This is a genomic window from Serratia sp. C2(1), from assembly GCF_036352655.1.
Classification (GTDB): Bacteria; Pseudomonadota; Gammaproteobacteria; order Enterobacterales; family Enterobacteriaceae; genus Serratia; species Serratia inhibens.
On record NZ_JAZFBA010000006.1, the window covers coordinates 125,246 to 147,847 of the forward strand.

Genomic DNA, 22,602 nt, shown 5'->3' on the forward strand with positions numbered 1-22,602 from the left:
GGCAGCCAACACAGAGGCAGCGTCAAGTATGACGGGTACCTTTCCCGGCCCGATTAAATGCCGGCGGTCTCCTTGATATAACGGCGCGCCTTCACCGCATATTCAAACGGGTTGGCCAGCGCCGGATCCTGTTCGGCCTCCACCACCATCCAGCCCTTGTAGCCCCGCTCATCCAGCAGTTTAAACACCGGACGGAAGTCGATCACACCATCACCCGGCACGGTGAAGGTGCCCTTCTTCACGCCGTCGAGGAAGCTCAGCTTATTGGCCTTCACTTCCGCCACCACCTCGTCACGCACGTCTTTCAAATGCACATGGTTAATGCGCGGCAGATACTTTTCCAGTATCGCCATCATCGCCTGCTGGCTGCCTTCCGAGTAGTAAGCGTGGCCGGTATCAAACAGCAGATAGACGTCGTCATTCACCATGCTCATGTAGCGGTCAATCTCTGCGGTAGTCTGGATGCCGGTGCCCATGTGGTGGTGCAGGCAAACCTGCATCCCCTTGTCGGCGGCAATTTTCGCCAGCTCATTGTAGCCATCGGCCACCCGCTGCCACTCTTCGTCGCTGAAATACGGCTTCTCTTCGAACACCCCTTTGGTGGTGCCCTGGATGCTCTTGCTCTGCTCGGAACAGCCGATCACCCTGGCGCCCATCGCATGCAGGAAATTCATATGGTTGATAAATTCATCGATGGTTTTTTCTTTCTGGCCGTCGGCAAAAAAGGTACTGAACCAGGCGTTGCAGATCTGGATACCGCGAATATCCAGCATCGGCTTCAACACCGCCGGATCGCGCGGGTACTTGCTCCCGACTTCGCTGCCGGTGAAGCCGGCCAGCGCCATTTCACTGACGCACTGCTGGAAAGTGTTCTCTTTGCCCAGTTCGGGCATATCGTCATTGGTCCAGCCGATCGGCGCGATGGCCAGTTTCACGTTGTCTTTGTTCATGTTCAGCCTCAATAATCGGATGCGCGCCAACGGAATTAGCCGACGCGCCGAAAAGGTTATTTGCCCAGCAGCTCTTTCTCGATGCGCTCTCGGGTCGCCACTGCCTGGCTTTTCATTTTTTCCGGGTAGCCGAACAGCGAAGTGCAGATGATCGATTCGCCACCGACCTTGAAGTTGCGGTTGGCGAACTCCATATCGCGCAGGGTCTGGAACAGAGCGTCGAAATCCACCTCGCCTTCGCCAATACCCACGTGCTGGTGCACGGCGGCGTCCACCCCCGGCGGGTTGACGATATAGCGGCAATGTTTGGTATGGTTCATGGTGTCGGCGATCAGCACGTGAGAAAGATCGTCGCCGGCATATTTCAGCATGCCGGCCACGTCGCCCTGGCCCTTGTCGTAATAGAAGCTGTGCGGCACGCTGTAGAGGTACTTGACGTGGTCGCTGCGCAACGATTTCACCATGTCGGCGGTTTCGTTGCTCAGTTCGCAGAAATCCCATGGATGAGACTGGATCTCCATGCGGATGCCTTCGCGCTCAATGATCGGCAACAGCTCCTCCATTGAGCGGTACCACAGCTCCTCGCAAATTTCCGGCTCATTAGGATTGCCGGCCAGCTCGGTGTTGATCACCTGCACGCCCATTTCCACCGCAATTTCTATCATCCGGCGCCAGTTTTTGACCGCCGCCTGGCGGCGATCCTCGCCCGGGCCGGACCAGCGGTACACCACGATAAACGAGGAAATCTCCACACCGGTCGCTTTCAGCGCGTTCTTGTATTCCGCCATCACCTCCCGGCCGGCTTTCGGATGCTTATAGAACGGATTGATCTGCGGGTGCGGCGACTGTTCGATATACCGATAGCCCCAGTCCGCTACCTGCTGAACCATTTTGGTGATGCCCAGGTCCCTGATGACATCAACATCAAAAGCGATCTTCATGGTCATTCCTCTTAAACGTGGGTTCGGCGGTCAGCCCATTAGTGGTTGTAGAATGCCGGGCGCGGCGGCAGAGTCACCGGCACAATCTCGCCGCTGAGCTGCGCGGCCACGCAGGCATCGGCAGTCACAGAGGCCGCATAGCCGTCCCAGGCGGAAGGCCCGGTCAGTTTCCCGGCCAGCACGTCGTTGATAAAGCCTTGCAGCTCAACGTCATAAGCGTCGATAAAGCGGTCTTTCCAGTCGGTCAGGATCTCGGTAGAGAGCTTGGCGCCGCTGCGCATCTGCACCGACGAAGGCTCCGGCAGTTTGGCGATGCCGGTTTCCCCCACCACTTCACACTGGATGTCATAGCCGTACTGGCAGTTAACGAAGATTTCGACGTCAATGCGCGTGCCCTTGGCGGTTTCAAACAGCACAATCTGCGGATCTTTCAGGTGCGGGAACGCCTTGGGGCTTTTACGCGGGAATACCACCTGCACCGAGACATAGTCGTCATCCAGCAGCCAGCGCAGCACGTCGATCTCGTGAATCAAGGTGTCGGTAATCGCCATATCGGTGGTATAGGCCTCTCCGACGGTCGGGTTGCGGTGTGCGCAGTGCAGCATCAGCGGCTCGCCGATCTGGCCGCTGGTCAGCACCTGTTTCAACGCGCGGTAGCCGCGATCGTAAGGGCGCATAAAGCCCACCTGCACCAGGCGTTTGCCGTGCTTCGCTTCGGCTTCGACGATGTTTTTACAGCCCTGTGCGGTGACCGCCAGCGGCTTCTCGCAGAACACCGGCTTGCCGGCTGCGATGGCCGCCAGCACAAATTCTTCGTGGCTCGGGCCCCAGGAGGTGACCAGCACCGCCTGCACGTCCGCCGCCTTGATCAGGTCGTGGCCGTTGTCATACACCTTCGCGTCCAGCTTCAGATCGCTCACAACCTTGGCGGCGTTGTCGCGATTGATGTCGTTGACCGCCACGATGCGGCTGCCCTGCAACACTTTGCTGCAACGGCGAATATGATCCCGACCTATTGCGCCGGTGCCAATAACCCCAATGTTCAATGTCATCTTCGTTATCCTCTTCAAATAGTTGCGGCAGACGCCAGGTCTGGGTAATCAGTAATCGCGGGCCTTATCGATGTTTTCCTGCAGCTTGCGGGCCACGGCGACAATTTTTTCGCTGTCGGCAACCTGGGCACCGCCCACGCGCCACCAGCTGAGATACTTGTGCACCATGGTTTTTGGCAGCACTTTGATGTCCAACAGGGTGGAAACCTTCTGCAGGCGGGCATCGGCCAGCGCGTCGATCAGTTGTTGTTCGGTGGTGACGCTGTAGGTTTTACAGCCGTAAGCCGCCGCCAGCATGGCGAAATTGACCGGCACAAAATTGCCGTCGAGCTTGCCGCCCTGCGGGTTGCGGAAGCGGAATTCGGTGGTGTAGCTGTCCATGCCGTGTTCCATCTGCAGGTTGTTGATGCAGCCGTTGGTCATGTTGTCGAACAGCACCACGTTGATTTTGCAGCCTTCCTGGATCGAGGTGACCAGTTCGGAATGCAGCATCATAAAGGCACCGTCGCCGACCATCGCATACACCTCGCGCTGCGGTTCGGCCAGCTTGACCCCCAGTGCAGCGTTCACCTCGTAGCCCATGCACGAATAGCCGTATTCCACGTGATAACCGTGCTCGCCGTGGTTGTGCCACACGCGCTGCAAGTCACCCGGCAGGCTGCCGGCGGCGGCGACGATCACGCTGTCCTGCGGCAGGTGCTGATTCAACACGCCCAGCACCCGGCTTTGGGTCAGCAGCGAGTCGGTCTGTTCGATAAATTCGGCGAAAACGCGGCCGCGATCGAGATGATCGTCAATTTCCGGCACAAAGCCTTCGCCGGTGTATTCCACCGCATAAACGCGGGCGGTTTCCTGCTGTTGAGCGCTGCGCGCCTCGGCAATGGCATCGCCCCAGCCGGCACGGTAATCGGATTGCGCCAGCAGGGCGCTCAAGGCGACCAGCGCCGCACGGGCATCGGCCAGCACCTGTACGCCGTCGAGTTTGCCGGCGTCAAAACCGCTGACGTTGATATTGAGGAAATCGACATCCGAATGCTGGAACAGCCATTTTGACGAGGTGGTGAAGTCGGTGTAACGGGTGCCTACGCCAATCACCAGATCGGCCTGTTTGGCCAGCGTATTGGCCGCCAGACAGCCGGTTTCGCCGATGCCGCCCAGGTTAAACGGATGGCTGGAAGGCACGGTGCCCTTACCGGCCTGAGTTTCCACAAACGGAATGTGAAAACGTTCGGCAAACTCGCGCAGCGCCTGCCCGGCCTGCGAATACTTCACCCCACCGCCGCACACCAGCAGGGGCTTGCGTTTGGCGGTCAACAGCGCCAGCGCATCCGCCAGCATGCCTTCGGTCGCCGGGCGGCGATCGAGCCGATGCACGCGCTTTTGGAAAAAGTAGTCCGGGTAGTCATAGGCTTCGCCCTGCACGTCCTGCGGCAGGCACAGCGTGACCGCGCCGGTTTCCGCCGGATCGGTCAGCACGCGCATCGCGTTGATGCAGGCGCTCATCAGCTGTTCCGGCCGCACGATGCGATCCCAGTATTTGCTGACCGCGCGGAAAGCGTCATTGGTGCTGATGCTGAGATCGTAGGACTGTTCGATCTGCTGCAACACCGGGTCCGGCTGGCGCGACGCATAGACGTCGCCCGGCAGCAGCAATAAAGGAATGCGGTTGGCGGTGGCGGTCGCGGTGGCGGTGATCATATTGGCGGCACCGGGGCCGACGGAAGAGGTGCAGGCGTAGATCTGCTGACGCAGCTTCTGCTTGGCAAAGCCGGTCGCCGCGTGGGCCATGCCCTGCTCATTGCGCCCCTGATGCACCACCAGCTCGCCGCTGTCTTGTTCCAGCGCCTGCCCCAGGCCGAGGACGTTGCCGTGACCGAAAATCGCAAAGATGCCCTTTACGAATTTGGTTTCCACGCCGTCGACCAGCAGATACTGGTTGTCGAGGAACCTGACGAGTGCCTGTGCCATGGTTAATCTGATCTTGCCCATTTCTCCACCCTCTACATTATGCCTATGGCTTTCCAGCGGTGCCGCTCACTAAACCGACAACGTGAAACGTGAAGCGATTATAAACAAATATATTTTCCATAAAATCACATTACAGAAGAAACATTTCATTTTGCGATAAAGATCGCATAATGATGAAAACGCCATTTCATCCATGCCCTTAGAATTCACCGACTTAGCCGCCCTTTCCCCCCGGCGCGTCCCCATCCCAACCGCGCCAAATCCGCCTTCGCACCCGATGCTACCGGCCTGTGCCCCGCAAAGGTCAACCTCGGTTGCAGCGCGTTTTTCTCTCAGGCGGAGCGCGGTTTTACCCCCCGGTATCCCCGCTTTCATCACGCTTTTAAATGCATCACATTTTTGGGGTGTAAATTTCATTCAATCTTGAAATTGAAATTTTTATTCCTCATACTCCAAAATATGCTTCGCAGTCGGGGTTTTGCTTAATACAGAAGGAAACGGGTATGGCTACACAAGAAAAACAACTTGATGTCATTTGTCTCGGGCGTATCGCCGTCGATTTCTATGCACAACAGATCGGCGCACGCCTGGAAGATGCCAGCACATTCTCCAAGTATCTCGGCGGCTCTTCCGGCAACGTAGCCTACGGTACCGCCATTCAGGGGTTGAAGTCCGGAATGCTGGCCCGTGTCGGCGATGAACATATGGGCCGTTTCCTGCGCGAAGAGCTGCAGCGCGTCGGCGCCGACACCCGGAGCCTGATCGTCGACCCACAGCGCCTGACCGGACTGGTGATCCTCGGCATCAAGGATCAGGAAACCTTCCCGCTGATTTTCTACCGTGAAAACTGCGCCGACATGGCGCTGACGCCGGACGATATCGACGAATCCTATATTGCCTCGTCACGCGCGCTGGCCATTACCGGTACCCACTTGTCGCACCCGAACACCCGCGCTGCGGTGCTGAAGGCGCTGGAATACGCCCGTCGCCACGGCCTGCGCACCGCGCTGGATATCGACTATCGCCCGGTATTGTGGGGCCTGACCTCGTTGGGCGACGGCGAAACCCGCTTTGTCGAATCCGAGAAGGTCACCCGCGAACTGCAAGAGGTGCTGCACCACTTTGATTTAATCGTCGGTACCGAAGAAGAGTTTCATATTGCCGGCGGCAGCACCGACACGCTGACCGCGCTGAGCAACGTACGCAAAGCCACCCGGGCCACGCTGGTCTGCAAACGCGGCGCGCAAGGGTGCTCGGTCTTCGAAGGCGAGATCGCCGCCGACTGGCAGCAGGTAAAACTGCATTCCGGCGTGCGGGTTGAGGTACTGAACGTGCTGGGTGCCGGCGATGCCTTTATGTCCGGCCTGCTGCGCGGTTATCTGAACGATGAAGGCTGGGATCAGGCCTGCCGCTACGCCAACGCCTGCGGTGCGCTGGTGGTTTCGCGCCACGGTTGTGCGCCGGCGATGCCCACCAAGCTGGAGTTGGACGACTATTTGCAGCGCGAACGGGAAGTGAAACGCCCGGACCGCGACCCACGGCTCAACCACCTGCACCGGGTGACCACCCGCAAAAAACAGTGGCCGGAACTGTGCGTCTTCGCCTTCGATCACCGCAAGCAGCTGGCGGATATGGCGCGCGAAGCCAACGTCAGTGAAGAACGCATCCCCCAATTGAAAACCCTGCTATTGACGGCAGCGCAACAGGCCGCAGAAGATGCCGGGCTGGAGGGCAACAGCGGCATTCTGGCCGACACCACTTACGGCCAGGCGGCGCTGAACGAAATCACCGGCCAGGGATGGTGGATTGGCCGGCCGGTCGAGCTACCCAGCTCGCGCCCGCTGCGGCTGGAGCATGGCAATATCGGTTCGCAACTGATCGACTGGCCGCAGGAACACGTAGTGAAATGCCTGGTATTTTACCACCCGCATGACGCCGTCGAACTGCGCCGCGAACAGGATGAACTGATTAGCGACGTCTACCGCGGCTGCTGCAAATCCGGCCACGAGCTGCTGCTCGAGGTCATTTTGCCGGAAAGCAATGCCGATAAAGACGAGGGCTACTATCTGGACATGCTGCAACATTTCTACCGGTTGGGCGTAAAACCGGATTGGTGGAAACTGCCGCCGCTGAGCGCCGAGAACTGGCGACAGGTCGGTGCGTTGATCGAGGCTAACGATCCCTTCTGCCGCGGCGTACTGATCCTGGGGCTGGATTCGCCGGAGGAAACGCTGAAGGCCGGCTTCGCCGCCGCGGCGGATGCACCTTGGGTGAAAGGCTTTGCCGTTGGCCGCACCATTTTCGGCCAGCCTTCACGTCGCTGGTTGCAGGGCGAGCTGGATGACGCCGGCCTGATCGAGCAGGTGAAACAAAAATACCTGACGCTGATCGGTTTCTGGCGCCAATACCGCCCCGGCCACGACGCCAGTTAATCGACAAAGACTCCCCTTACAGCGATTTTCGCCGCTTTAAGGGGATTTTTTTGCCTGTTTTCTGTGAAGTAACGCAACTTGCAATCGAATAAATCGCTTTTAGATGAAATGAAATTTCCGCTCCATCTGTTAGAATGGCCTGTCAACAACTCAGGCGTCAGGCCGACACGCCTTAGCCCCCACTGCGAGCCGAATGGATGAACAACCCAACTCAACTTTCGCTGTTACAGGACGAAATTCGCCACCGTTACGAAACGCTGAGCAAGCGTTTGAAACAGGTGGCGCGTTACATTTTGGATAACAGTAACAGCATTGCTTTCGACACCGTTGCCTCCATCGCCGCACAGGCCAGCGTCCCGCCTTCCACGCTGATCCGCTTCGCCAACGCGTTTGGCTTTAGCGGTTTCAATGAAATGAAACAGGTTTTTCGCCAGCACCTGATGGAAGAAACGGTCAACTACACCGAACGCGCGCGCCTGTTTCGTCAGACCTCGACCGACGACAACGTCGCACCGGAAAAACCGGCGGAAATTCTTAACGTGTTCACCATGGTCAACGCTCAGGCGCTGCAACAGTTGGCGATGCAAACCAGCTCAGAGCAGCTGGACCGTGCCGTTGAATTGCTGAACAACGCCGAGAACATCTACGTGATTGGCCTGCGCCGTTCCTTCAGCGTCGCCTCCTACCTCACCTATGCGTTGCGCCACCTTGAACGCCGGGCATTCCTGATCGACGGGTTGGGCGGCATGTTTACCGAGCAATTGAGCATGGTGAAACCCAAAGACGTGGTGATTGCCATCAGCTACTCGCCGTATGCGCAAGAAGCGCTGGAGCTGGTGGAACTGGGGGCCAAACGCGGGGCGCAACAGATCGCCATCACCGACAGCCAGGTCAGCCCGCTGGCCGCTTTCAGCGACGTGTGCTTTGTGGTGCGCGAAGCGCAGGTGGACGGTTTCCGCTCGCAGGTCGCCTCAATGTGTCTGGCGCAAACCCTGGCGGTATCCTTGGCGCTGAATAATGCCAAAGACGAGTAACGCTGAATAATAACAGGCCCGGCATGCCGGGCCTGTTAACGCTTATTTCGCCGCCGGATAACCGTCGCTGTTAATCCAGGCGTGGTCTTTTTCCCAGGTGAATTTCCACAGCCGCACCGGCCCGGCCATCACGTTGAGGTAGTAGCTGTCGTAACCGGCCAAGGTCGCCACCGGGTGGTAACCGCGCGGTACCTTGACCACGTCACGGTTATACACCGGCATGCACTCATCCAGTTCGCGGTCGTCGGTATAGACTCGCTGCAGGCAAAAGCCCTGTTCAGGCTGAATGCGGTGATAGTAGGTTTCTTCCAGATAGGTTTCATCCGGCGAGTCTTCCTGATCATGCTTGTGGCTGGGGTATGAACTGGTATTGCCTTCATCGGTGTACACTTCCACCACCAGCAGGCTGTCGGCGGGTTCGCTGTCCGGCAGAATGTTGTGCACCAGACGCTGATTGCGCCCCTTGCCGCGCCGCTCGACGCCCACATCCGCCGGCGTAATCAGGCGCGACGGCAGATGCCCTTTGCCCGGTGCGCTGCACACCGCCAGCTCCAAATCGCTTTCCGCCCGCACGGTAATCTTGTCGTGATGCGGCACGTAGACCGCATAAGGCGGCGTACGCTCAAACGGGCTCATGCGTTTGCCGATATGCGGATATTCCGCCCGCAGGGTGGCGACGGAGGCAATGCCGGCGACCAGCACCAGGCACAGCTCTTTATCGCCGCTTTCCAATTGCAGCGTCTGGCCGGCTTCGAGGCGATAGACATCGAACCCAACAAAGCGCCAGTCGGCATTCTCTGGGGTGACGTGCTGGATGCGCCCCTCGGCGTTCGGCTGCTGACATTTGGCGAGCAATGAGGACATGATTATTCTCCTGTTAACCTATAGCGTTACAAATGCAGCGGCCGTCACTCCAATGAAGTAACGGCCCTGGTCTGTCGGTACGGGGATTAACCCAGCGTCGGCATACTGTATTCCGACACCGTCTGCTGCCCGGTCGGCCAGCGCGCTGTGGCGGTTTTCATGCGGGTGTAGAAACGCACGCCGTCGGTGCCGTGCACGTTCAGGGCGCCGAACACCGAGCGCTTCCAACCGCCGAAGCTGTGAAACGCCATCGGGACCGGCACCGGCACGTTAACCCCCACCATGCCGGCCTGCACTTCCTGCACGAACTGGCGCGCATAGTGGCCGTTGCTGGTGAAAATGGCGCTGCCATTGCCAAACTCATGACTGTTCACCGTGTTGATGGCGGTTTGGTAATCCGGTACGCGGACAATGCCCAGCACCGGCCCGAAGATCTCTTCACGGTAGATGCGCATGTCGGAGGTCACGTGGTCAAACAGGGTGCCGCCAACGTAATAGCCATCCGGGTAGCCCGCTACCTGATAGTTGCGGCCGTCGGCCACCAGCGTTGCGCCCTCTTCCACACCCAGATCGATATAACCCAACACTTTCTTCTGGTGCGCCGAAGACACCAGCGGCCCCATTTCGTTTTCTTCGCCGCCCTGCTGGATCCCTGGGCCCACGCGCAGCTGGGCAATCAGCGGTTTCAGCCTGGCGATCAGCTTGTCGGCCGTGTCGTCACCCACCACCACCGCCACCGGCAGTGCCATGCAACGCTCGCCGGCAGAACCGAATGCCCCGCCCATCAGGGCGTTTACGGTCGCGTCCAGATCGGCGTCCGGCATGATGATGGCCTGATTTTTCGCTGCGCCAAAGGCTTGTACCCGCTTGCCGTGGGCGCTGGCAGTGGTATAGATGTGTTCCGCTACCGCAGACGAACCGACAAAGCTCACCGCCTGAATGTGCGGATCGGTACACAGCTGGGCGGCATTTTCGTTAGAACAATGAACCACGTTGAATACGCCGTCCGGCAAGCCGGCCTCTTTCAGCAGCTCGGCCAGCCTTACTGAGGCCGAAGGCACCAGCGCCGGCGGCTTGAGAACGAAGGTATTGCCGCAGGCCAACGCGATAGGGAACATCCACATCGGCACCATCGCCGGGAAGTTGAACGGGGTGATGCCCGCCACCACGCCCAGCGGCTGCATCAGCGAGAAGCTGTCGACGCCGCTGCCGACGTCCGCCGAATACTCGCCTTTGATCAAATGCGGAATGCCGCAGGCAAACTCGACCACTTCCAGGCCACGGGTCAATTCGCCCAGCGCATCGGAATAGACTTTGCCGTGTTCACTGACGATGAGCTGCGCCAGTTCTTCGCGATGCTGTTCCAGCAACGCCTTAAAATTGAACATGATGCGCGCACGGCGCAGCGGTGTGGTGCGCGACCAGTCGGTAAACGCCTGATGGGCGACATCGATGGCCTGTTTCACCTCGGCGGCGGTACTCTGCGTGACGCGACGTTCAACCTGGCCGGTAGCCGGGTTATGCACGTCGACGGTTTGATTGCTGCTGCTCAGGCACACTTGCCCGCCAATAAAGTTACCCACGGTTTTCATGTCTCACCCTCTTTTAAGTCCGCTGTCGCCTGGCCGCATGCGGGGCTGCCGCTCGCCGTGGCGTTTGAGTCACACTGCCAGCTCATGCCCGCAAGCAGGCTAAATCCTGACCGGATAAAGCAAACTCTATTTCATTGAAAAAAAAGTTTCAAATAAATTATTTTAGAAATTTTGTTTTTAGTGCGAGAGGTCGCAATTTTGCCGTGTCGTCATACAGGCTCATTGCATTGCGGTAAAAAAGTGCGCTACCCGCCGGCCCGGCATTGGGCGGCAGTTTATCCTGACTTTTATACAGAAAGAGAGCGGTGGCCGCTCAACGCAGCGGGGCCGGGCGCACGTGAATCCGTCGGTAACGCCAGTTTCCCGTTTACACTTTTTTTTGAACTGGATCTAAAAATCAATATTTCATTATTCACTAATTATGAAATAAATGTTTTTGTTTAAGGAAGAAATGCACCCATATCACCGCCTTGATGACAGGTACGGTTCACGCTTCTGCTCCCTTTTCCCTACAACGCACCATGCGGGCAGAAGCCAGGCTAAAAATCGGAGCAATAAATGTCATACCAGCGTAAGCGCAATACCGGCTACATCATGAAGATTTGCGGGGTCGCCGCTCTGGGTGGCCTGCTGTTCGGCTATGATACCGCCGTGATCTCCGGCGCGATCGAATCCCTGAAAACCTATTTCAACCTCAGCCCGGCCGAAACCGGCTGGGCGGTATCCAACGTGGTGATCGGCTGCGTGGTTGGTGCCTTTGCCGCCGGGCCGCTGGCGGGGCGTTATGGCCGCAAGAAGGCCCTGATGCTGGCGGCGCTGCTGTTCACCGTCTCGGCCATTGGCTCCGCGTTGGCACCGACCTTCACCTGGTTTGTCATTTACCGCATTATCGGCGGGCTGGCGGTGGGCATCGCCGCCACCGTCTCACCGATGTACATGTCCGAAGTGTCGCCGAAAGACATGCGCGGCCGCGCACTCAGCATGCAGCAGTTCGCCATCGTGTTCGGCCAAATCGTGATCTTTTACGTTAACTTCAAGATTGCCAGCATCGCCAGCGAAGCCTGGCTGGTGGAGATGGGCTGGCGCTGGATGTTCGCTTCCGGCGTGCTGCCCTGCATCTTGTTCTGCATTCTGGTGTTCATCATTCCGGAATCCCCGCGCTGGAGCGTGATGGTCGGCCGTGACGATCAGGCGCTGGCGATGCTGACCCGCGTCTCTAACGCCGAGCATGCCAAAAACGTACTGCGGGAGATCAAGGACTCGATACGGCAGGATCAACAATCCAGCAAGCAAAAACTCAGCTACGCCGACAAGCGCGTGCGTTTCATCCTGTTTGTCGGCTGCATGATCGCCATGCTGCAACAGGTCACCGGCGTTAACGTCATGATGTATTACGCGCCGGTGGTGCTGAAAACCGTCACCGAGAATGCGCAGGAAGCGCTGTTCCAGACCATCTGGATTGGCGTGATGCAGTTGGTCGGCTCGGTGATTGGCGCCATGCTGATGGATCGCATGGGCCGTATCCCGCTGATGCGCTGGGGCACGCTGGGGGTCATCGCCGGGCTGCTGATCACCTCTTATGCGCTCTATACCGAGGCTACCGGCTATTTCGCGCTGTTCGGCATGCTGTTCTTCATGGTGTTTTACGCGCTGTCCTGGGGCGTCGGCGCCTGGGTGCTGGTGTCGGAGATTTTCCCCAACCGCATGCGGTCGCAGGGCATGAGCATCGCCGTCGGCTGCATGTGGCTGGCCAATTTTGTGGTTTCTCAAACCTTCCCGATGATCAACGACAATCCGTATCTGTTCTCCCAGTTCCACGGCGCCTTCCCGATGTGGATTTTCGCGGCGTGCTGCCTGTTCAGTTACTGGTTTGTCAGCCGTTATATCCCGGAAACCCGGGGCGTTTCCCTCGAGAAAATGGAAGACGTGGTGATGGCGAAACGCTATCGCCTGCCTTTGTCCGAAACGCAGCCGGTGCCGTTGCAAGACGGCAAGCCCTAAGCTTTCTCAACCCCTTCAGGAGTAATGCATCATGACCATTGCGCCAGAGCGTTTTTGCATCAACCGCAAGATCGCGCCGAATCTCGATTTGGCATCCTTTTTCCGCCTGGTGAAAACATGCGGGCTCAGCAAAGTCGAGCTGCGCAACGATATGCCGAGCGGCAAGGTGACCGACAGCCTGAGCAACGAGCAACTCACTGCGTTGGCGGCCAAATACGGCATCGAGATCATCACTATCAACGCCCTCGGCAGGTTTAACCTGCTGGACGACGAGGCCACGCTGCTGAAAAACGCCGAGGCGCTGCTGTCGCAAGCCCAGGCCATCCATAGCAAGGCGCTGGTGCTGTGCCCGCATTGCAGCGCGGACGATCGCCGCAGCGAAGAGCAGAAAAAGACGGATACGTTGGCAGCCCTGAAGCTGCTCGCCCCGCTGTTTAAACACTACGGCGTGCAGGGCTATGTTGAACCGCTGGGCTTCGGCATCAGTTCACTGCGCTCGTCGCTGCTGACGCAGTCGCTGATCGGGGATTCCGGCGCGCCCTACAAAATCGTGCTCGATACCTTCCACCATTATTTAAGCGAGGTGGCACAACCCGAGTTCGATGCGCAGATTGACATCGATGGCATTGGTCTGGTGCACCTTTCCGGCGTGGAAGATCCGCTAAGCAAAAGCGCGTTAAGCGACGAAGAACGCATCATGCTGAGCGACAAAGATCGGCTGGAAAGTAAAAAGCAGGTGCAGAATCTGGAGCGCCTCGGTTATACCGGCATTTACGCCTTCGAGCCGTTCTCTTCGCAACTGGATAGCTGGTCAGAGGCGGATATAGAACGTGAAATCCGCCGGAGCATCGCCCTGCTGCAAGGGTAGCAGAGAGCATAACGGCCTCTTCGGAGGCCGTTTTTTTTAACGCTACTTCAGCCTACTGACCACCAGTTGATGGCGGGCGTTATAGAACTTACGGTAGGCCAGATAGCAGGCAATAATGGTCGACAGGGCGGCGGTGGAAAGCAGCATAAAGGTCACCATGATCTGGTACTTAATCGCCTTGACCGGATCAATGCCGGCGAAGATCAAACCGGACATCATGCCCGGCAGGCTGACCAGCCCGACGGTTTTGGCCGAGTCCACCGTCGGAATCAACGATGCGCGAATGCTGTCGCGGATCAACGCCGTCGAGGCAAACTTCGGCGACGCGCCCAAACTGAGCATCTCCTGGATCTTCTGCTGATCGCCTTTAAAACGCTGCCCCAGATTGTTGTAACACAACCCAACCGCCACCATCGCATTGCCGGCGATCATGCCGGAAATCGGGATCACCTGCATCGGCGTAAACTCTATCGAACCGGTCAGCACCAACACCACCAGCGTCAATACCGCACCCGTGGTAATGGCGATAAATGAGGTAACAAACGCATGCTCAATATATTTACTGCGCTTTTGCGCGTTATACGCGGCGTTAAAACAAATAAACAGCACCATCAACACCGTCAGAATGGCATTGTTCACGTCAAAAATGTATTTCAGCACGTAACCGACAATAATCAGCTGCACTACCGCGCGGCAAATGCTCCAGATAATGTCTTTTTCCAGCGCCAGTTTTTCTTTATGGCTGATCAAAATGGCGATGACCACCAGTATCATCGACAGCCCTAAGGATTCATTGGTGATGTTATGCTGGTTCATCGGTTTTCTCCTGTGCCCGTGCGCCGTGTGCGCTCAGGGTAATCACATCGTCCGCATGTTTGATTTCGTCTTTATCGTGCGTGACCCATAGCGCCGCGACGCCATGCTGCGTCACCAACTGATGAATAATCTCGTTGACATTGCGCTTATTATCTTCATCCAGCGCGCTGGTAATTTCATCCAGCAACAGCACCTTGGGCATAAATTGCAGGTTGCGGATCAAGGAAATACGCTGTTTCTCTCCACCGGATAATTCGTTAACGCTTTTTTCCAGCTTATTTTCCGCCAACCCAAAACGTGCCAGGTCGGCCTTCATTTTTTGCTCGTCCGGCTTTTGCTTGCGGATCAGGTAAGGTAGCGCAATATTGTCATACACCGTATCGCCAAACAGCGCCGGGGTCTGAAAACAGTAAGAGACCTGTTGGCGGTATTCTTCCGGCGGCATATCGGTGATGGGTTTACCGTCAAAGATAATTTTTCCGCGGGTCGGATCGATCAGAGAGGAAACGATTTTAAGCAGGGTGCTTTTTCCGCAGCCGGACGGCCCGGTAATCAGTTTGAATTCGCCCTGCTTTAGGCCGAAAGAGACGGAATCCAAAATAACCTGGCCGTCTATTTGATAATGAATATCATCCAATAAAAGTATTTCTTTGCTTTCCTTCATAATATACCCGCATCGCCATAAAACGCCGTTCAATCAGCCGGCAAGTATACCCTATGAATTTCAAGTTGCAGCAGGCGGCCGGCTCGTTCATCCCCTGTCAGGGCTGTGGCGCATTGGGCAAAGGGTCGCCGGGTAACAAAACAACCGGGCTGGGGGCGCGCAACCCCCAGACTTATTATGATCCGCTGTGAAAGGTAGTCCAAAATTTGAAACAAAAAGGGGAGTTACGCTTTTTGGGTCGACGTGCAGATATACCAGCGTAACGAATTATTGATGCTGCGGTGGGTACAACGCACTTTTCCCTCTTTTTCCAACGCCAATAACAGCGTGCGCGTGGTGTAAATATTTTCGCCGCATTTGTCTGCCAGCTCCCTTGTTTTAGGCCACTGTTCCGGCGGTGGCGGGTGATGCCCCCCCGCTCCCGTCGCCCGTTCCATACACAGTTTTCGTAACACGTTTAGCATATGCGATTTCCTGATTTCATAGGTTATCGGCGCCTTCGCCATCACGTCCTCCTGGGGTTACTTTTGCCTCTCCTTATCCGGCGGCAGCACGTCGGCCACGCGCAGGGTGTAAATCATGGTGGTGCCTGGCGGGATGGCGGGTGGGCTGCCCTTCTCGCCATACGCCAGTTCCGGCGGCACCACCAGAGTAATGGACCCGTGTTTGTCGAGTTTGCCGATAGCTGCGCGAAACAGCGGCGGGTATTGCGCCAGCGGCAGCGAGATGGTCGTGCCGGCCAGCTCCATATCCTTAATCACCGTGCCGTCGGGCAGGCTTTCACGCACCACGATGCTGACGTTATCGCCCTCTCCTATCCGCCCGTCGCCGGCGTAATCCACGCGGTAATAGAACCCGAGCGCATCCTTTTGCACCCCCGGCCTTGTGGCAAAATCGGCGAGATAGGCTTTACCGTCCTGCTGCAGGCTTTGCTGCCGTTGCCGTTGCGCCTGCTGCAAAGCGCGGTCTGCGGCTTGCAGCGCGCCGTCGATGGCGGCGTTGTCCAACCGAGGTTTGCCGTTCAACGTATCGGCGATACCCGCCAGCAAACGGGCCCGGTCGGCTTCAATACCCAGCTGTCGGTTCTGTTCTTGCAGTTGCACAATGTCGCGCCCGAGCGAGACCCCGGCGGCATACGCCCGTTTATCCGCATCGCTGACCAGCGCCGGCGGCTGTTGCAACGTTGCCAACTGTCGGCTGAGCTGCTGCAGCCGCTGTTTTTGTTCTCCCGCGATCCGCTGTTGACGCGCCAACGATGCCGCCATGGCGATCAGATCCGGCGGTGGCGCAATGGCCCGTCGGATACCCTTCAGCGCCGCCGCCAACGGCCGGATATCCACCACCGCAGGCGCAGTGGAAGGCGGTACGGTAGCCTGAACCGCTAACAGCCGCTCCAGCCGACGGACAGTGTCGGCCTGCTGCTGAATCACCTCGGCCTGTTGACGGAGAGTCTGATTCAGCGCCGTCAGCCGGGCTGCCTCCTCTCTCGGCACGATACTGGGCCTGGGTTTGGCGGCAACCGGCGGAGAAGCCGACGGCGCCTTTTCCGCTACCGACGGTGCCGAAGCCACCGCCTGTTGCTGCTCGGCAAATTTCAGCAGCGCGGGAATACCGTCATCGGCCGGCGTTTTGCCCACCGCCGACACGCTGCCTGCCACCAGTAACAAAAGAAAAGCTGCGGCTCCTTCCGCACACTTTTTCATGGCTACAGGCTCTCCACCCGGCTGGACAGATCGGCCATCAGCTCATGCTCGACGTCGGCACAGAACTTTTCAGTTTTATATTTATAAAGCGCGTCGATAGCCTTACGGGTACTTTCATCGACATGACTGCGAATACCGGCATATCCAGAGGCGTTGGACAGCAGCCCATTAAAATAAGCAATCCGTTTCTGGTAACTTTGCGGATTAATATTCTTAAGTGAATTCACCCGCTGCTGACAAAGTACGATGCGCTGCTCATCAGTCTTTTCGTTAGGATTATTCTGTGAGACTTTTTTCACGGCGACAACGCCCGCGCCATTCTTCCCTGCACAGCCCGACAACATTAAACCGGCCATTATCAAGACGGCAAAGGCAACGGCAGCTCGGCGAGTTGAATCATTAATTATGGTAATCATTCCGTTTATCATCCCTTAATTATCACTTAGGTCATTATTATGTCGCGAAGCCCGGCGAAATCTCACCTTTTTGGATTAATCCGAACGAGTTAAATAACAAAAAACGCGCAACATCGGCGGGTGCCGATAATAATTCGACACACACCATAATTGTTATTTTTTTGTTAACGCAACGAAAGAAAGCCAAGCCGACGCTCTGTATAAAAGCCGCTTTTCAAGCTGGCAATGTCGCCATACCTTTCTTTTAAAACAATGAGTTAATTTTTCATGACGATTAACAGCCGCAATTCATCATCTGCTGTCTGAGAGCGATATTATCAAAACAATATTGTGAATTGTAGTGTCATCGGCATATCTGGCGATCTAAAATCTCGCACATTGCCATTTATATAGTCATTTATTCTGGATAATATTTGTATACGATCTATTGATTTTCAATTATATATATTTCTTTTTCCTTTTGGTTTTATATTCTGTATTTGACCTAACTTAATAAAAGCTATTTCCAACAACACCTATTATTTGCAAGAATATTCTCACCAAGACGCCAGGGTGATATTCATATTTTCATTTTAATGGAATGCGTTTTTACGCCTTCCAAAAACTTTCGTTATTGCTGATCTAATAACGAAGGATGGCGTATTGCCCAGAGCAAAAGGATCTGGCTCCAACTTCGATGCCGGTGACATGACGTTACCGTCGTCGTGGGGGATTTAGATGTGCTTTTCTTTTTATTTAAATACTCTCTACAGGAACTTGAGAAATGAAACTGAATAAATTAATGCTGGCAACCATGATTGCTTTCGCTTCCGCATCTGTTGCTCACGCCGCATCTAACCAGGGCAGCGGTAAAGTGACTTTTACCGGTGAAATCATCGATGCGCCATGCAGCGTAGCGCCGGAATCAACCGATCAGACAGTGCCAATGGGCCAGATCAGCAGCCGTTTGCTGGCTAAGCAAGGTAAGTCCGAATCTCAGCCGTTCAGCATTGAGCTGAAAGACTGCGCGCTGACCACCATGAAAAACGTCAAAGTGACCTTCACCGGCACGCCGGATCCTGACAACGCCAAACTGCTGGCCCTGAGCGGTTCAGCCAGCGGTGCAGGCATCGTGATTTATGACAACCTGCATGCCAAAGACGTTGAGCTGGGCACCGCAACCGATGGCCAGGGTCTAAACGACGGCAACAACTCCCTGAAATTCTCCGCTTACCTGCAAGGCAGCAGCGCGTCCGCCGCCGTGGTCCCAGGTGAATTCACCAGCGTGGCGAACTTCACCCTGGCTTACCTGTAATCCTCTTGGGGGCGCCGTTTCGGTGTCCCCGCTTTTACCTGTACGGATTAGGTAACGAGACAGACGGCAACAGGGAGACGCCAGCATGACAACCCGGATTTGGAGCGCACTGCTTATCGCATTCAGCGTTTGCAGCGCAGAGGCGACGGCGAAAAATCAGGGCCACGGCACGGTCAGCCTGGGCGGCGAAATCGTCGAGACCCCCTGCGGGATTGCCGGCGAAAGCCTGGACCAATCCGTTGATTTCGGGCTTATCTCCATGACCGATGCGGCACTGGGCGCACAGCCGGCGCTGATCGGCAGCCGCCGAAATTTCGAGATCAAGCTGGTGAATTGCGAACTGGCAAGCGTAGTGAAGCCCGACTTTATTTATCGCGCAGCCACCGTCACCTTCAATGGCACGGCGGACAGCCAGGATCCGGCGCTCTTGGGCGTGTACGGCGATGCACAGGGTGTGGCCATTGAGCTGCTCACCGCCGCCGGCAATCCCATCCCGCTCGGCACCACTACGGCGGATTATCAGATCGTCGCCGGCGACAATACGCTGCGGTTTGGCGCTCAGTTACGCCTTCACCCAGGTAAAGCGCGGGCGGGCGAGTTCAATTCGCTGGCGAAATTTACCCTGTCTTATTTGTAGCCGCCGTCATAAAGCACCGAATAACACCACCGATTACGTATTCAGGTCGTACAGGATGACCTGCTGTTGGGCGCGGATTTGCCATGAGTGATTACTCTATGACGTCATTACTGACACGGAAAACAACACGGATTATCGTCATTTTCTCTTTCCTCTGGGGACGTCCGGCCTTTTCTGCCACGGAGTTCAATACTGACGTATTGGATATTGGCGATCGCAGCAAGGTGGATTTATCGCGTTTTTCCGACGCCGATTACGTCATGCCCGGGACCTATCTGCTGGATATCAAGATCAACCAGAAAACCCTGCCGCAGCGCAGCATCCAGTATTATCCTTCGGCGGATAAAAAAGATCGCTCCCGCGCCTGTCTGCCGCCGGATCTGGTGGAAAAAATGGCGCTGAAAGAGGAAGCCGCAAAAAAAGTCACCCTATGGCATGACAACCGCTGCGCCGATATCAGCGGAATCAAAGGGGCGACCCTTTCCGATCGCATCGGCGGCGGAGTACTGACGATCACTGTCCCGCAGGCGTGGATGAAATATTCCGATCCGGACTGGACTCCGCCCGAACAATGGGACGACGGCATTCCCGGCCTGTTGCTGGATTACAGCCTCAGCGGCCAGGTCGGCAAGCAGAGCCACAATAACAGCACGTCGGAAAATCTCAGCAGCTACGGCACGCTGGGTGCCAACATGGGCGCCTGGCGCCTGCGCGCCGATTATCAGGCTAATTACAACCAGCAGGCCGGCCAACGCGACAGCAGCTTTGACTGGAACCAGATCTATGCCTATCGCGCCCTGCCGATGCAGGCTGCCAGACTGTCGCTCGGCGAAATTTATCTCGACTCGAACGTGTTCGATTCCTATCGCTTTACCGGCATCAACCTGGCCAGCGACGAACGCATGCTGCCGCCAAACCTGCAAGGCTATGCGCCGGAAGTGCGCGGCATCGCCAAAAGCAACGCCAAGATCACCGTCTCCCAGGAAGGCCGTACGCTGTACGAAACTACCGTGCCCGCCGGGCCTTTTGTGATCCAGGATCTCAACAGTTCGGTACGTGGCCGGCTGGACGTGAAGGTGGAAGAGCAGGACGGCAGCGTCTCTACCTTCCAGGTCGATACCGCCACCATCCCTTATCTGACTCGCCCCGGCTATGTGCGCTACAACATCGCCCTGGGCAAACCCTCGGCTTACGATCACCGCACGCAGGGGCCGCTGTTCTCGGCCGGCGATTTTTCCTGGGGGCTGACCAGTGCCTGGTCACTGTACGGCGGCACCTTGCTTGGCGACGATTACAACGCCTGGGCACTCGGGCTGGGCCGCGATCTCAACATTTTCGGCGCCCTGTCGGTGGACATGACGCAGTCAATCGCCCGTCTGCCAAACCAGCCGACCGCCAGCGGCATGTCGTTCAAGGTCAACTACGCCAAACGCTTCGATGAGCTGAACAGCCAGATCACCTTCGCAGGCTACCGTTTTTCACAGCGCAAATTCATGAGCATGTCGCAGTATCTTCAGGCGCGTTATAGCGACTATGACGATCGCTACAGCGGGCGCGAAAAAGAGCTGTACACCATCACCGCCAGCAAAACCTTTATGGCGGAAGACAGCGCCAAAGCGATCACCGCCTACCTGACCTATTCGCACCAAACCTATTGGGACAAGCGCGCGCAGGATCGCTACGGGCTGTCCGCCAGCAAATTGTTCAACGTCGGTAACCTCAGCAACATCACCGCATCGCTGTCGGCCTACCGTTCGACCTATCAAGGCCGCACCGATGACAGCGTGATGCTGAATTTCAGCGTGCCGATCGGCGATCGTCGCCATATAGGTTATGCGTTGCAGACCAATAACAGCGACGTGACGCAAACCGCGTCCTACAACGATTACACCGATCCGAACAACACCTGGCAGCTAAGCGGCGGTTTCAACCAGTCGGGCAAATCCTTGACCAACGGCTACTACACCCATAACGCCTCGTTCGGTTCGCTCAACGCCAGCGCTTCGTACCAACAAGACAGCTACTCCTCCGTCGGCGGTACCTTCCGCGGCGGCATCACCGCCAGCCGGTACGGTATCGCCGCGCATCAGAACTCCAGCAATGGCGGTAGCCGGATGATGCTGGATACCGACGGTATCGCCGGGGTGCCGATCAACAACGGCCGCGCCTACAGCAACCGGTTCGGCCTGGCGGTGATTTCCGACATCACCAGCTACTACAACACCGATACCCGCATCGACGTCAACAAGCTGGCTGACGACGTGGAAGCCACCCGTTCGGTGGTGCAAGGCACGCTGACCGAAGGTGCCATCGGCTACCGTCACTTTGAGGTGGTGAAAGGCAGCAAGCTGCTGGCCACCATCAAACTGGCGGACGGCAGTGAACCGCCGTTTGGCGCTACGGTGCTGAGCGAACGTGGGCGTGAAGTCGCGGTGGTGAACGACGGCGGATCGGTCTACCTGACCGGCGTCCAACCGCAAGAGCAACTGGACGTCGCCTGGGAAGGCCAACGCCAATGCCGCATCGTGATACCGGGTGCCGCCAAGCCGTTGGACCAGCTACTGCTGCCGTGCGCCAAACTGTAACCCGCAACACAGAGAATTGATGACTATGAACAACTATCCGTTAGCAAAAATGGCCGCTCTGGGGCTGGCATTGGCCGGCGCGGCTCCGGCCGTCAACGCGGCGATCTCGCTGGATCGCACCCGCGCCATCTACGTCGGTGACGCGAAATCCATCAGCCTGAATATCGTCAACGAAAATAAGGAGCTGCCTTTCCTTGCGCAATCCTGGCTGGAAAACGATCGGCACCAGAAAATCACCTCGCCGCTGGTGGTACTGCCGCCGTTGCAACGGGTAGAAGCCGGCGAACGCAGCGTAGTGCGCATCACCAAAACTCCGGAGGCCGATCGCCTGCCGCAGGATCGCGAATCGGTGTTCTATTTCAACCTGCGTGAAATCCCGCCGAAAAGCAGTAAAACCAACGTGATGCAGCTGGCTCTGCAAACCCAGATCAAGCTGTTCTACCGGCCGAAGGCCATCGTCGCGCCCAAAGGCGAGGTGTGGCAGGAGAAGCTGGTGTTCCGCAAAAGCGCCGGCGGGTTCACCATCGAAAACCCTACGCCGTTTTATATCACCCTGACCGGCATCACCCGCCAGCCGCAGAAACTGGGCGGCGGCGCGATAAGCGACTTCGAACCCGTGATGTTGAAACCGAAATCCAGCGAAAGCGTGAAGCTGCGCGACAACGGCCTGAACAGCTTTGTCGTCACCTACATCAATGACTACGGTGGCCACCCCGAGCTGCGATTCCAGTGCAACGGCACCCTCTGTACCGCCGCGCCGGATGCGAAAAAATAAGGAGATACCG

At 57.0% G+C, this 22,602-nt stretch carries 21 protein-coding genes; 9 read left to right on the plus strand and 12 right to left on the minus strand.

Features of this window, described 5'->3' with window-relative positions; genetic code table 11:
• Positions 1-53: 53 nt before the first annotated feature.
• Genes iolE through V2S86_RS23220 form a run of 5 tightly spaced genes read right to left on the minus strand, consistent with a single transcriptional unit; the run spans position 54 to position 5,328 of the window.
• Positions 54-950, minus strand: a complete 897-nt coding sequence (gene iolE, locus V2S86_RS23200) for a myo-inosose-2 dehydratase (protein WP_006328609.1) — start codon at positions 948-950, stop codon at positions 54-56.
• Positions 951-1,006: 56 nt separating this feature from the next.
• Positions 1,007-1,891, minus strand: coding sequence for a sugar phosphate isomerase/epimerase family protein (locus V2S86_RS23205; RefSeq protein WP_004951456.1), 885 nt, complete (start codon positions 1,889-1,891; stop codon positions 1,007-1,009).
• Between the two features lie 38 nt (positions 1,892-1,929).
• The gene (locus V2S86_RS23210; protein WP_004951458.1) at positions 1,930-2,943 is read right to left on the minus strand and encodes a Gfo/Idh/MocA family protein; all 1,014 of its coding nucleotides are present in this window, start codon (positions 2,941-2,943) and stop codon (positions 1,930-1,932) included.
• 48 nt (positions 2,944-2,991) lie between these two features.
• Complete coding sequence (iolD, locus tag V2S86_RS23215; RefSeq protein ID WP_330764319.1) at positions 2,992-4,932, minus strand: 3D-(3,5/4)-trihydroxycyclohexane-1,2-dione acylhydrolase (decyclizing); 1,941 nt, start codon at positions 4,930-4,932, stop codon at positions 2,992-2,994.
• Positions 4,933-4,980: 48 nt separating this feature from the next.
• Positions 4,981-5,328 (minus strand): hypothetical protein, encoded by a 348-nt coding sequence (locus tag V2S86_RS23220; protein WP_330764320.1) that lies wholly within the window; start codon positions 5,326-5,328, stop codon positions 4,981-4,983.
• Between the two features lie 86 nt (positions 5,329-5,414).
• On the opposite strand from V2S86_RS23220, the gene V2S86_RS23225 reads away from it, so the two are divergent.
• The gene (locus V2S86_RS23225) at positions 5,415-7,343 is read left to right on the plus strand and encodes a bifunctional 5-dehydro-2-deoxygluconokinase/5-dehydro-2-deoxyphosphogluconate aldolase (RefSeq protein WP_330764321.1); all 1,929 of its coding nucleotides are present in this window, start codon (positions 5,415-5,417) and stop codon (positions 7,341-7,343) included.
• 197 nt (positions 7,344-7,540) lie between these two features.
• A complete protein-coding gene (locus tag V2S86_RS23230) occupies positions 7,541-8,377 on the plus strand; it encodes a MurR/RpiR family transcriptional regulator (RefSeq protein WP_065506740.1) in 837 nt (278 codons plus the stop codon).
• 42 nt (positions 8,378-8,419) lie between these two features.
• On the opposite strand, the gene iolB is transcribed toward V2S86_RS23230, so the two are convergent.
• Together iolB and V2S86_RS23240 are read right to left on the minus strand one after the other, a co-directional pair.
• On the minus strand, positions 8,420-9,241 hold the full coding sequence (iolB, locus tag V2S86_RS23235) for a 5-deoxy-glucuronate isomerase (protein ID WP_330764322.1): 822 nt from the start codon (positions 9,239-9,241) through the stop codon (positions 8,420-8,422).
• Positions 9,242-9,327: 86 nt separating this feature from the next.
• Positions 9,328-10,833 (minus strand): CoA-acylating methylmalonate-semialdehyde dehydrogenase, encoded by a 1,506-nt coding sequence (locus V2S86_RS23240; RefSeq protein WP_330764323.1) that lies wholly within the window; start codon positions 10,831-10,833, stop codon positions 9,328-9,330.
• A gap of 558 nt (positions 10,834-11,391) precedes the next feature.
• Here V2S86_RS23240 and V2S86_RS23245 point away from each other — a divergent pair.
• Positions 11,392-12,834, plus strand: coding sequence for a sugar porter family MFS transporter (locus V2S86_RS23245; RefSeq protein ID WP_330764324.1), 1,443 nt, complete (start codon positions 11,392-11,394; stop codon positions 12,832-12,834).
• A 31-nt stretch (positions 12,835-12,865) separates the two neighbouring features.
• Positions 12,866-13,702, plus strand: coding sequence for a TIM barrel protein (locus V2S86_RS23250; protein WP_330764325.1), 837 nt, complete (start codon positions 12,866-12,868; stop codon positions 13,700-13,702).
• Positions 13,703-13,744: 42 nt separating this feature from the next.
• Here V2S86_RS23250 and fetB read toward each other — a convergent pair whose 3' ends face one another.
• Together fetB and fetA are read right to left on the minus strand one after the other, a co-directional pair.
• Positions 13,745-14,518 carry an iron efflux ABC transporter permease subunit FetB gene (fetB, locus tag V2S86_RS23255; RefSeq protein ID WP_330764326.1) on the minus strand — a complete coding sequence of 258 codons (774 nt, stop codon included), beginning with the start codon at positions 14,516-14,518 and terminating at the stop codon, positions 13,745-13,747.
• Complete coding sequence (gene fetA, locus V2S86_RS23260) at positions 14,505-15,182, minus strand: iron efflux ABC transporter ATP-binding subunit FetA (RefSeq protein ID WP_330764327.1); 678 nt, start codon at positions 15,180-15,182, stop codon at positions 14,505-14,507. The genes fetB and fetA overlap by 14 nt, the downstream gene beginning before the upstream one ends.
• Before the next feature lie 53 nt (positions 15,183-15,235).
• Here fetA and V2S86_RS23265 point away from each other — a divergent pair, with 53 nt between their 5' ends.
• Positions 15,236-15,373: a hypothetical protein gene (locus V2S86_RS23265; RefSeq protein ID WP_330764328.1), complete on the plus strand. Its 138-nt coding sequence runs from the start codon at positions 15,236-15,238 to the stop codon at positions 15,371-15,373.
• A gap of 33 nt (positions 15,374-15,406) precedes the next feature.
• Here the strand turns inward: V2S86_RS23265 and V2S86_RS23270 are convergent, their stop codons facing one another.
• From V2S86_RS23270 to V2S86_RS23280, 3 genes are read right to left on the minus strand one after another with little or no spacing between them, the layout of a single operon-like run.
• Positions 15,407-15,688 carry a FaeA/PapI family transcriptional regulator gene (locus V2S86_RS23270; RefSeq protein ID WP_126485857.1) on the minus strand — a complete coding sequence of 94 codons (282 nt, stop codon included), beginning with the start codon at positions 15,686-15,688 and terminating at the stop codon, positions 15,407-15,409.
• A 15-nt stretch (positions 15,689-15,703) separates the two neighbouring features.
• Positions 15,704-16,885: an FKBP-type peptidyl-prolyl cis-trans isomerase N-terminal domain-containing protein gene (locus tag V2S86_RS23275; RefSeq protein ID WP_330764329.1), complete on the minus strand. Its 1,182-nt coding sequence runs from the start codon at positions 16,883-16,885 to the stop codon at positions 15,704-15,706.
• 2 nt (positions 16,886-16,887) lie between these two features.
• The gene (locus V2S86_RS23280) at positions 16,888-17,301 is read right to left on the minus strand and encodes a hypothetical protein (protein WP_330764330.1); all 414 of its coding nucleotides are present in this window, start codon (positions 17,299-17,301) and stop codon (positions 16,888-16,890) included.
• Positions 17,302-18,064: 763 nt separating this feature from the next.
• Here V2S86_RS23280 and V2S86_RS23285 point away from each other — a divergent pair.
• The 4 genes from V2S86_RS23285 (at position 18,065) to V2S86_RS23300 (ending at position 22,592) form a co-directional block, all read left to right on the plus strand.
• Positions 18,065-18,595 (plus strand): fimbrial protein, encoded by a 531-nt coding sequence (locus tag V2S86_RS23285; protein ID WP_330764331.1) that lies wholly within the window; start codon positions 18,065-18,067, stop codon positions 18,593-18,595.
• Positions 18,596-18,680: 85 nt separating this feature from the next.
• Positions 18,681-19,232 (plus strand): fimbrial protein, encoded by a 552-nt coding sequence (locus V2S86_RS23290; protein WP_330764332.1) that lies wholly within the window; start codon positions 18,681-18,683, stop codon positions 19,230-19,232.
• An 83-nt stretch (positions 19,233-19,315) separates the two neighbouring features.
• Entirely contained in the window at positions 19,316-21,817 is a 2,502-nt protein-coding gene (locus tag V2S86_RS23295; protein WP_330764333.1) for a fimbria/pilus outer membrane usher protein, read from the plus strand.
• A 19-nt stretch (positions 21,818-21,836) separates the two neighbouring features.
• Complete coding sequence (locus tag V2S86_RS23300; RefSeq protein WP_442995948.1) at positions 21,837-22,592, plus strand: fimbrial biogenesis chaperone; 756 nt, start codon at positions 21,837-21,839, stop codon at positions 22,590-22,592.
• Positions 22,593-22,602 lie beyond the last annotated feature (10 nt).

Coding starts and splice junctions, on each gene's coding strand:
- V2S86_RS23265 (WP_330764328.1), top strand. CDS start 15,236: ATGAATTTCAAGTTGCAGCAGGCGGCCGGCTCGTTCATCCCCTGTCAG.
- V2S86_RS23295 (WP_330764333.1), top strand. CDS start 19,316: ATGAGTGATTACTCTATGACGTCATTACTGACACGGAAAACAACACGG.
- fetB (WP_330764326.1), bottom strand. CDS start 14,518: ATGAACCAGCATAACATCACCAATGAATCCTTAGGGCTGTCGATGATA.
- V2S86_RS23290 (WP_330764332.1), top strand. CDS start 18,681: ATGACAACCCGGATTTGGAGCGCACTGCTTATCGCATTCAGCGTTTGC.
- fetA (WP_330764327.1), bottom strand. CDS start 15,182: ATGAAGGAAAGCAAAGAAATACTTTTATTGGATGATATTCATTATCAA.
- V2S86_RS23250 (WP_330764325.1), top strand. CDS start 12,866: ATGACCATTGCGCCAGAGCGTTTTTGCATCAACCGCAAGATCGCGCCG.
- V2S86_RS23210 (WP_004951458.1), bottom strand. CDS start 2,943: ATGACATTGAACATTGGGGTTATTGGCACCGGCGCAATAGGTCGGGAT.
- V2S86_RS23245 (WP_330764324.1), top strand. CDS start 11,392: ATGTCATACCAGCGTAAGCGCAATACCGGCTACATCATGAAGATTTGC.
- V2S86_RS23280 (WP_330764330.1), bottom strand. CDS start 17,301: ATGATTACCATAATTAATGATTCAACTCGCCGAGCTGCCGTTGCCTTT.
- V2S86_RS23275 (WP_330764329.1), bottom strand. CDS start 16,885: ATGAAAAAGTGTGCGGAAGGAGCCGCAGCTTTTCTTTTGTTACTGGTG.
- V2S86_RS23225 (WP_330764321.1), top strand. CDS start 5,415: ATGGCTACACAAGAAAAACAACTTGATGTCATTTGTCTCGGGCGTATC.
- iolB (WP_330764322.1), bottom strand. CDS start 9,241: ATGTCCTCATTGCTCGCCAAATGTCAGCAGCCGAACGCCGAGGGGCGC.
- V2S86_RS23205 (WP_004951456.1), bottom strand. CDS start 1,891: ATGAAGATCGCTTTTGATGTTGATGTCATCAGGGACCTGGGCATCACC.
- V2S86_RS23300 (WP_442995948.1), top strand. CDS start 21,837: ATGACTATGAACAACTATCCGTTAGCAAAAATGGCCGCTCTGGGGCTG.
- V2S86_RS23240 (WP_330764323.1), bottom strand. CDS start 10,833: ATGAAAACCGTGGGTAACTTTATTGGCGGGCAAGTGTGCCTGAGCAGC.
- V2S86_RS23230 (WP_065506740.1), top strand. CDS start 7,541: ATGAACAACCCAACTCAACTTTCGCTGTTACAGGACGAAATTCGCCAC.
- V2S86_RS23270 (WP_126485857.1), bottom strand. CDS start 15,688: ATGGCGAAGGCGCCGATAACCTATGAAATCAGGAAATCGCATATGCTA.
- V2S86_RS23285 (WP_330764331.1), top strand. CDS start 18,065: ATGAAACTGAATAAATTAATGCTGGCAACCATGATTGCTTTCGCTTCC.
- iolE (WP_006328609.1), bottom strand. CDS start 950: ATGAACAAAGACAACGTGAAACTGGCCATCGCGCCGATCGGCTGGACC.
- iolD (WP_330764319.1), bottom strand. CDS start 4,932: ATGGGCAAGATCAGATTAACCATGGCACAGGCACTCGTCAGGTTCCTC.
- V2S86_RS23220 (WP_330764320.1), bottom strand. CDS start 5,328: ATGAAATTTACACCCCAAAAATGTGATGCATTTAAAAGCGTGATGAAA.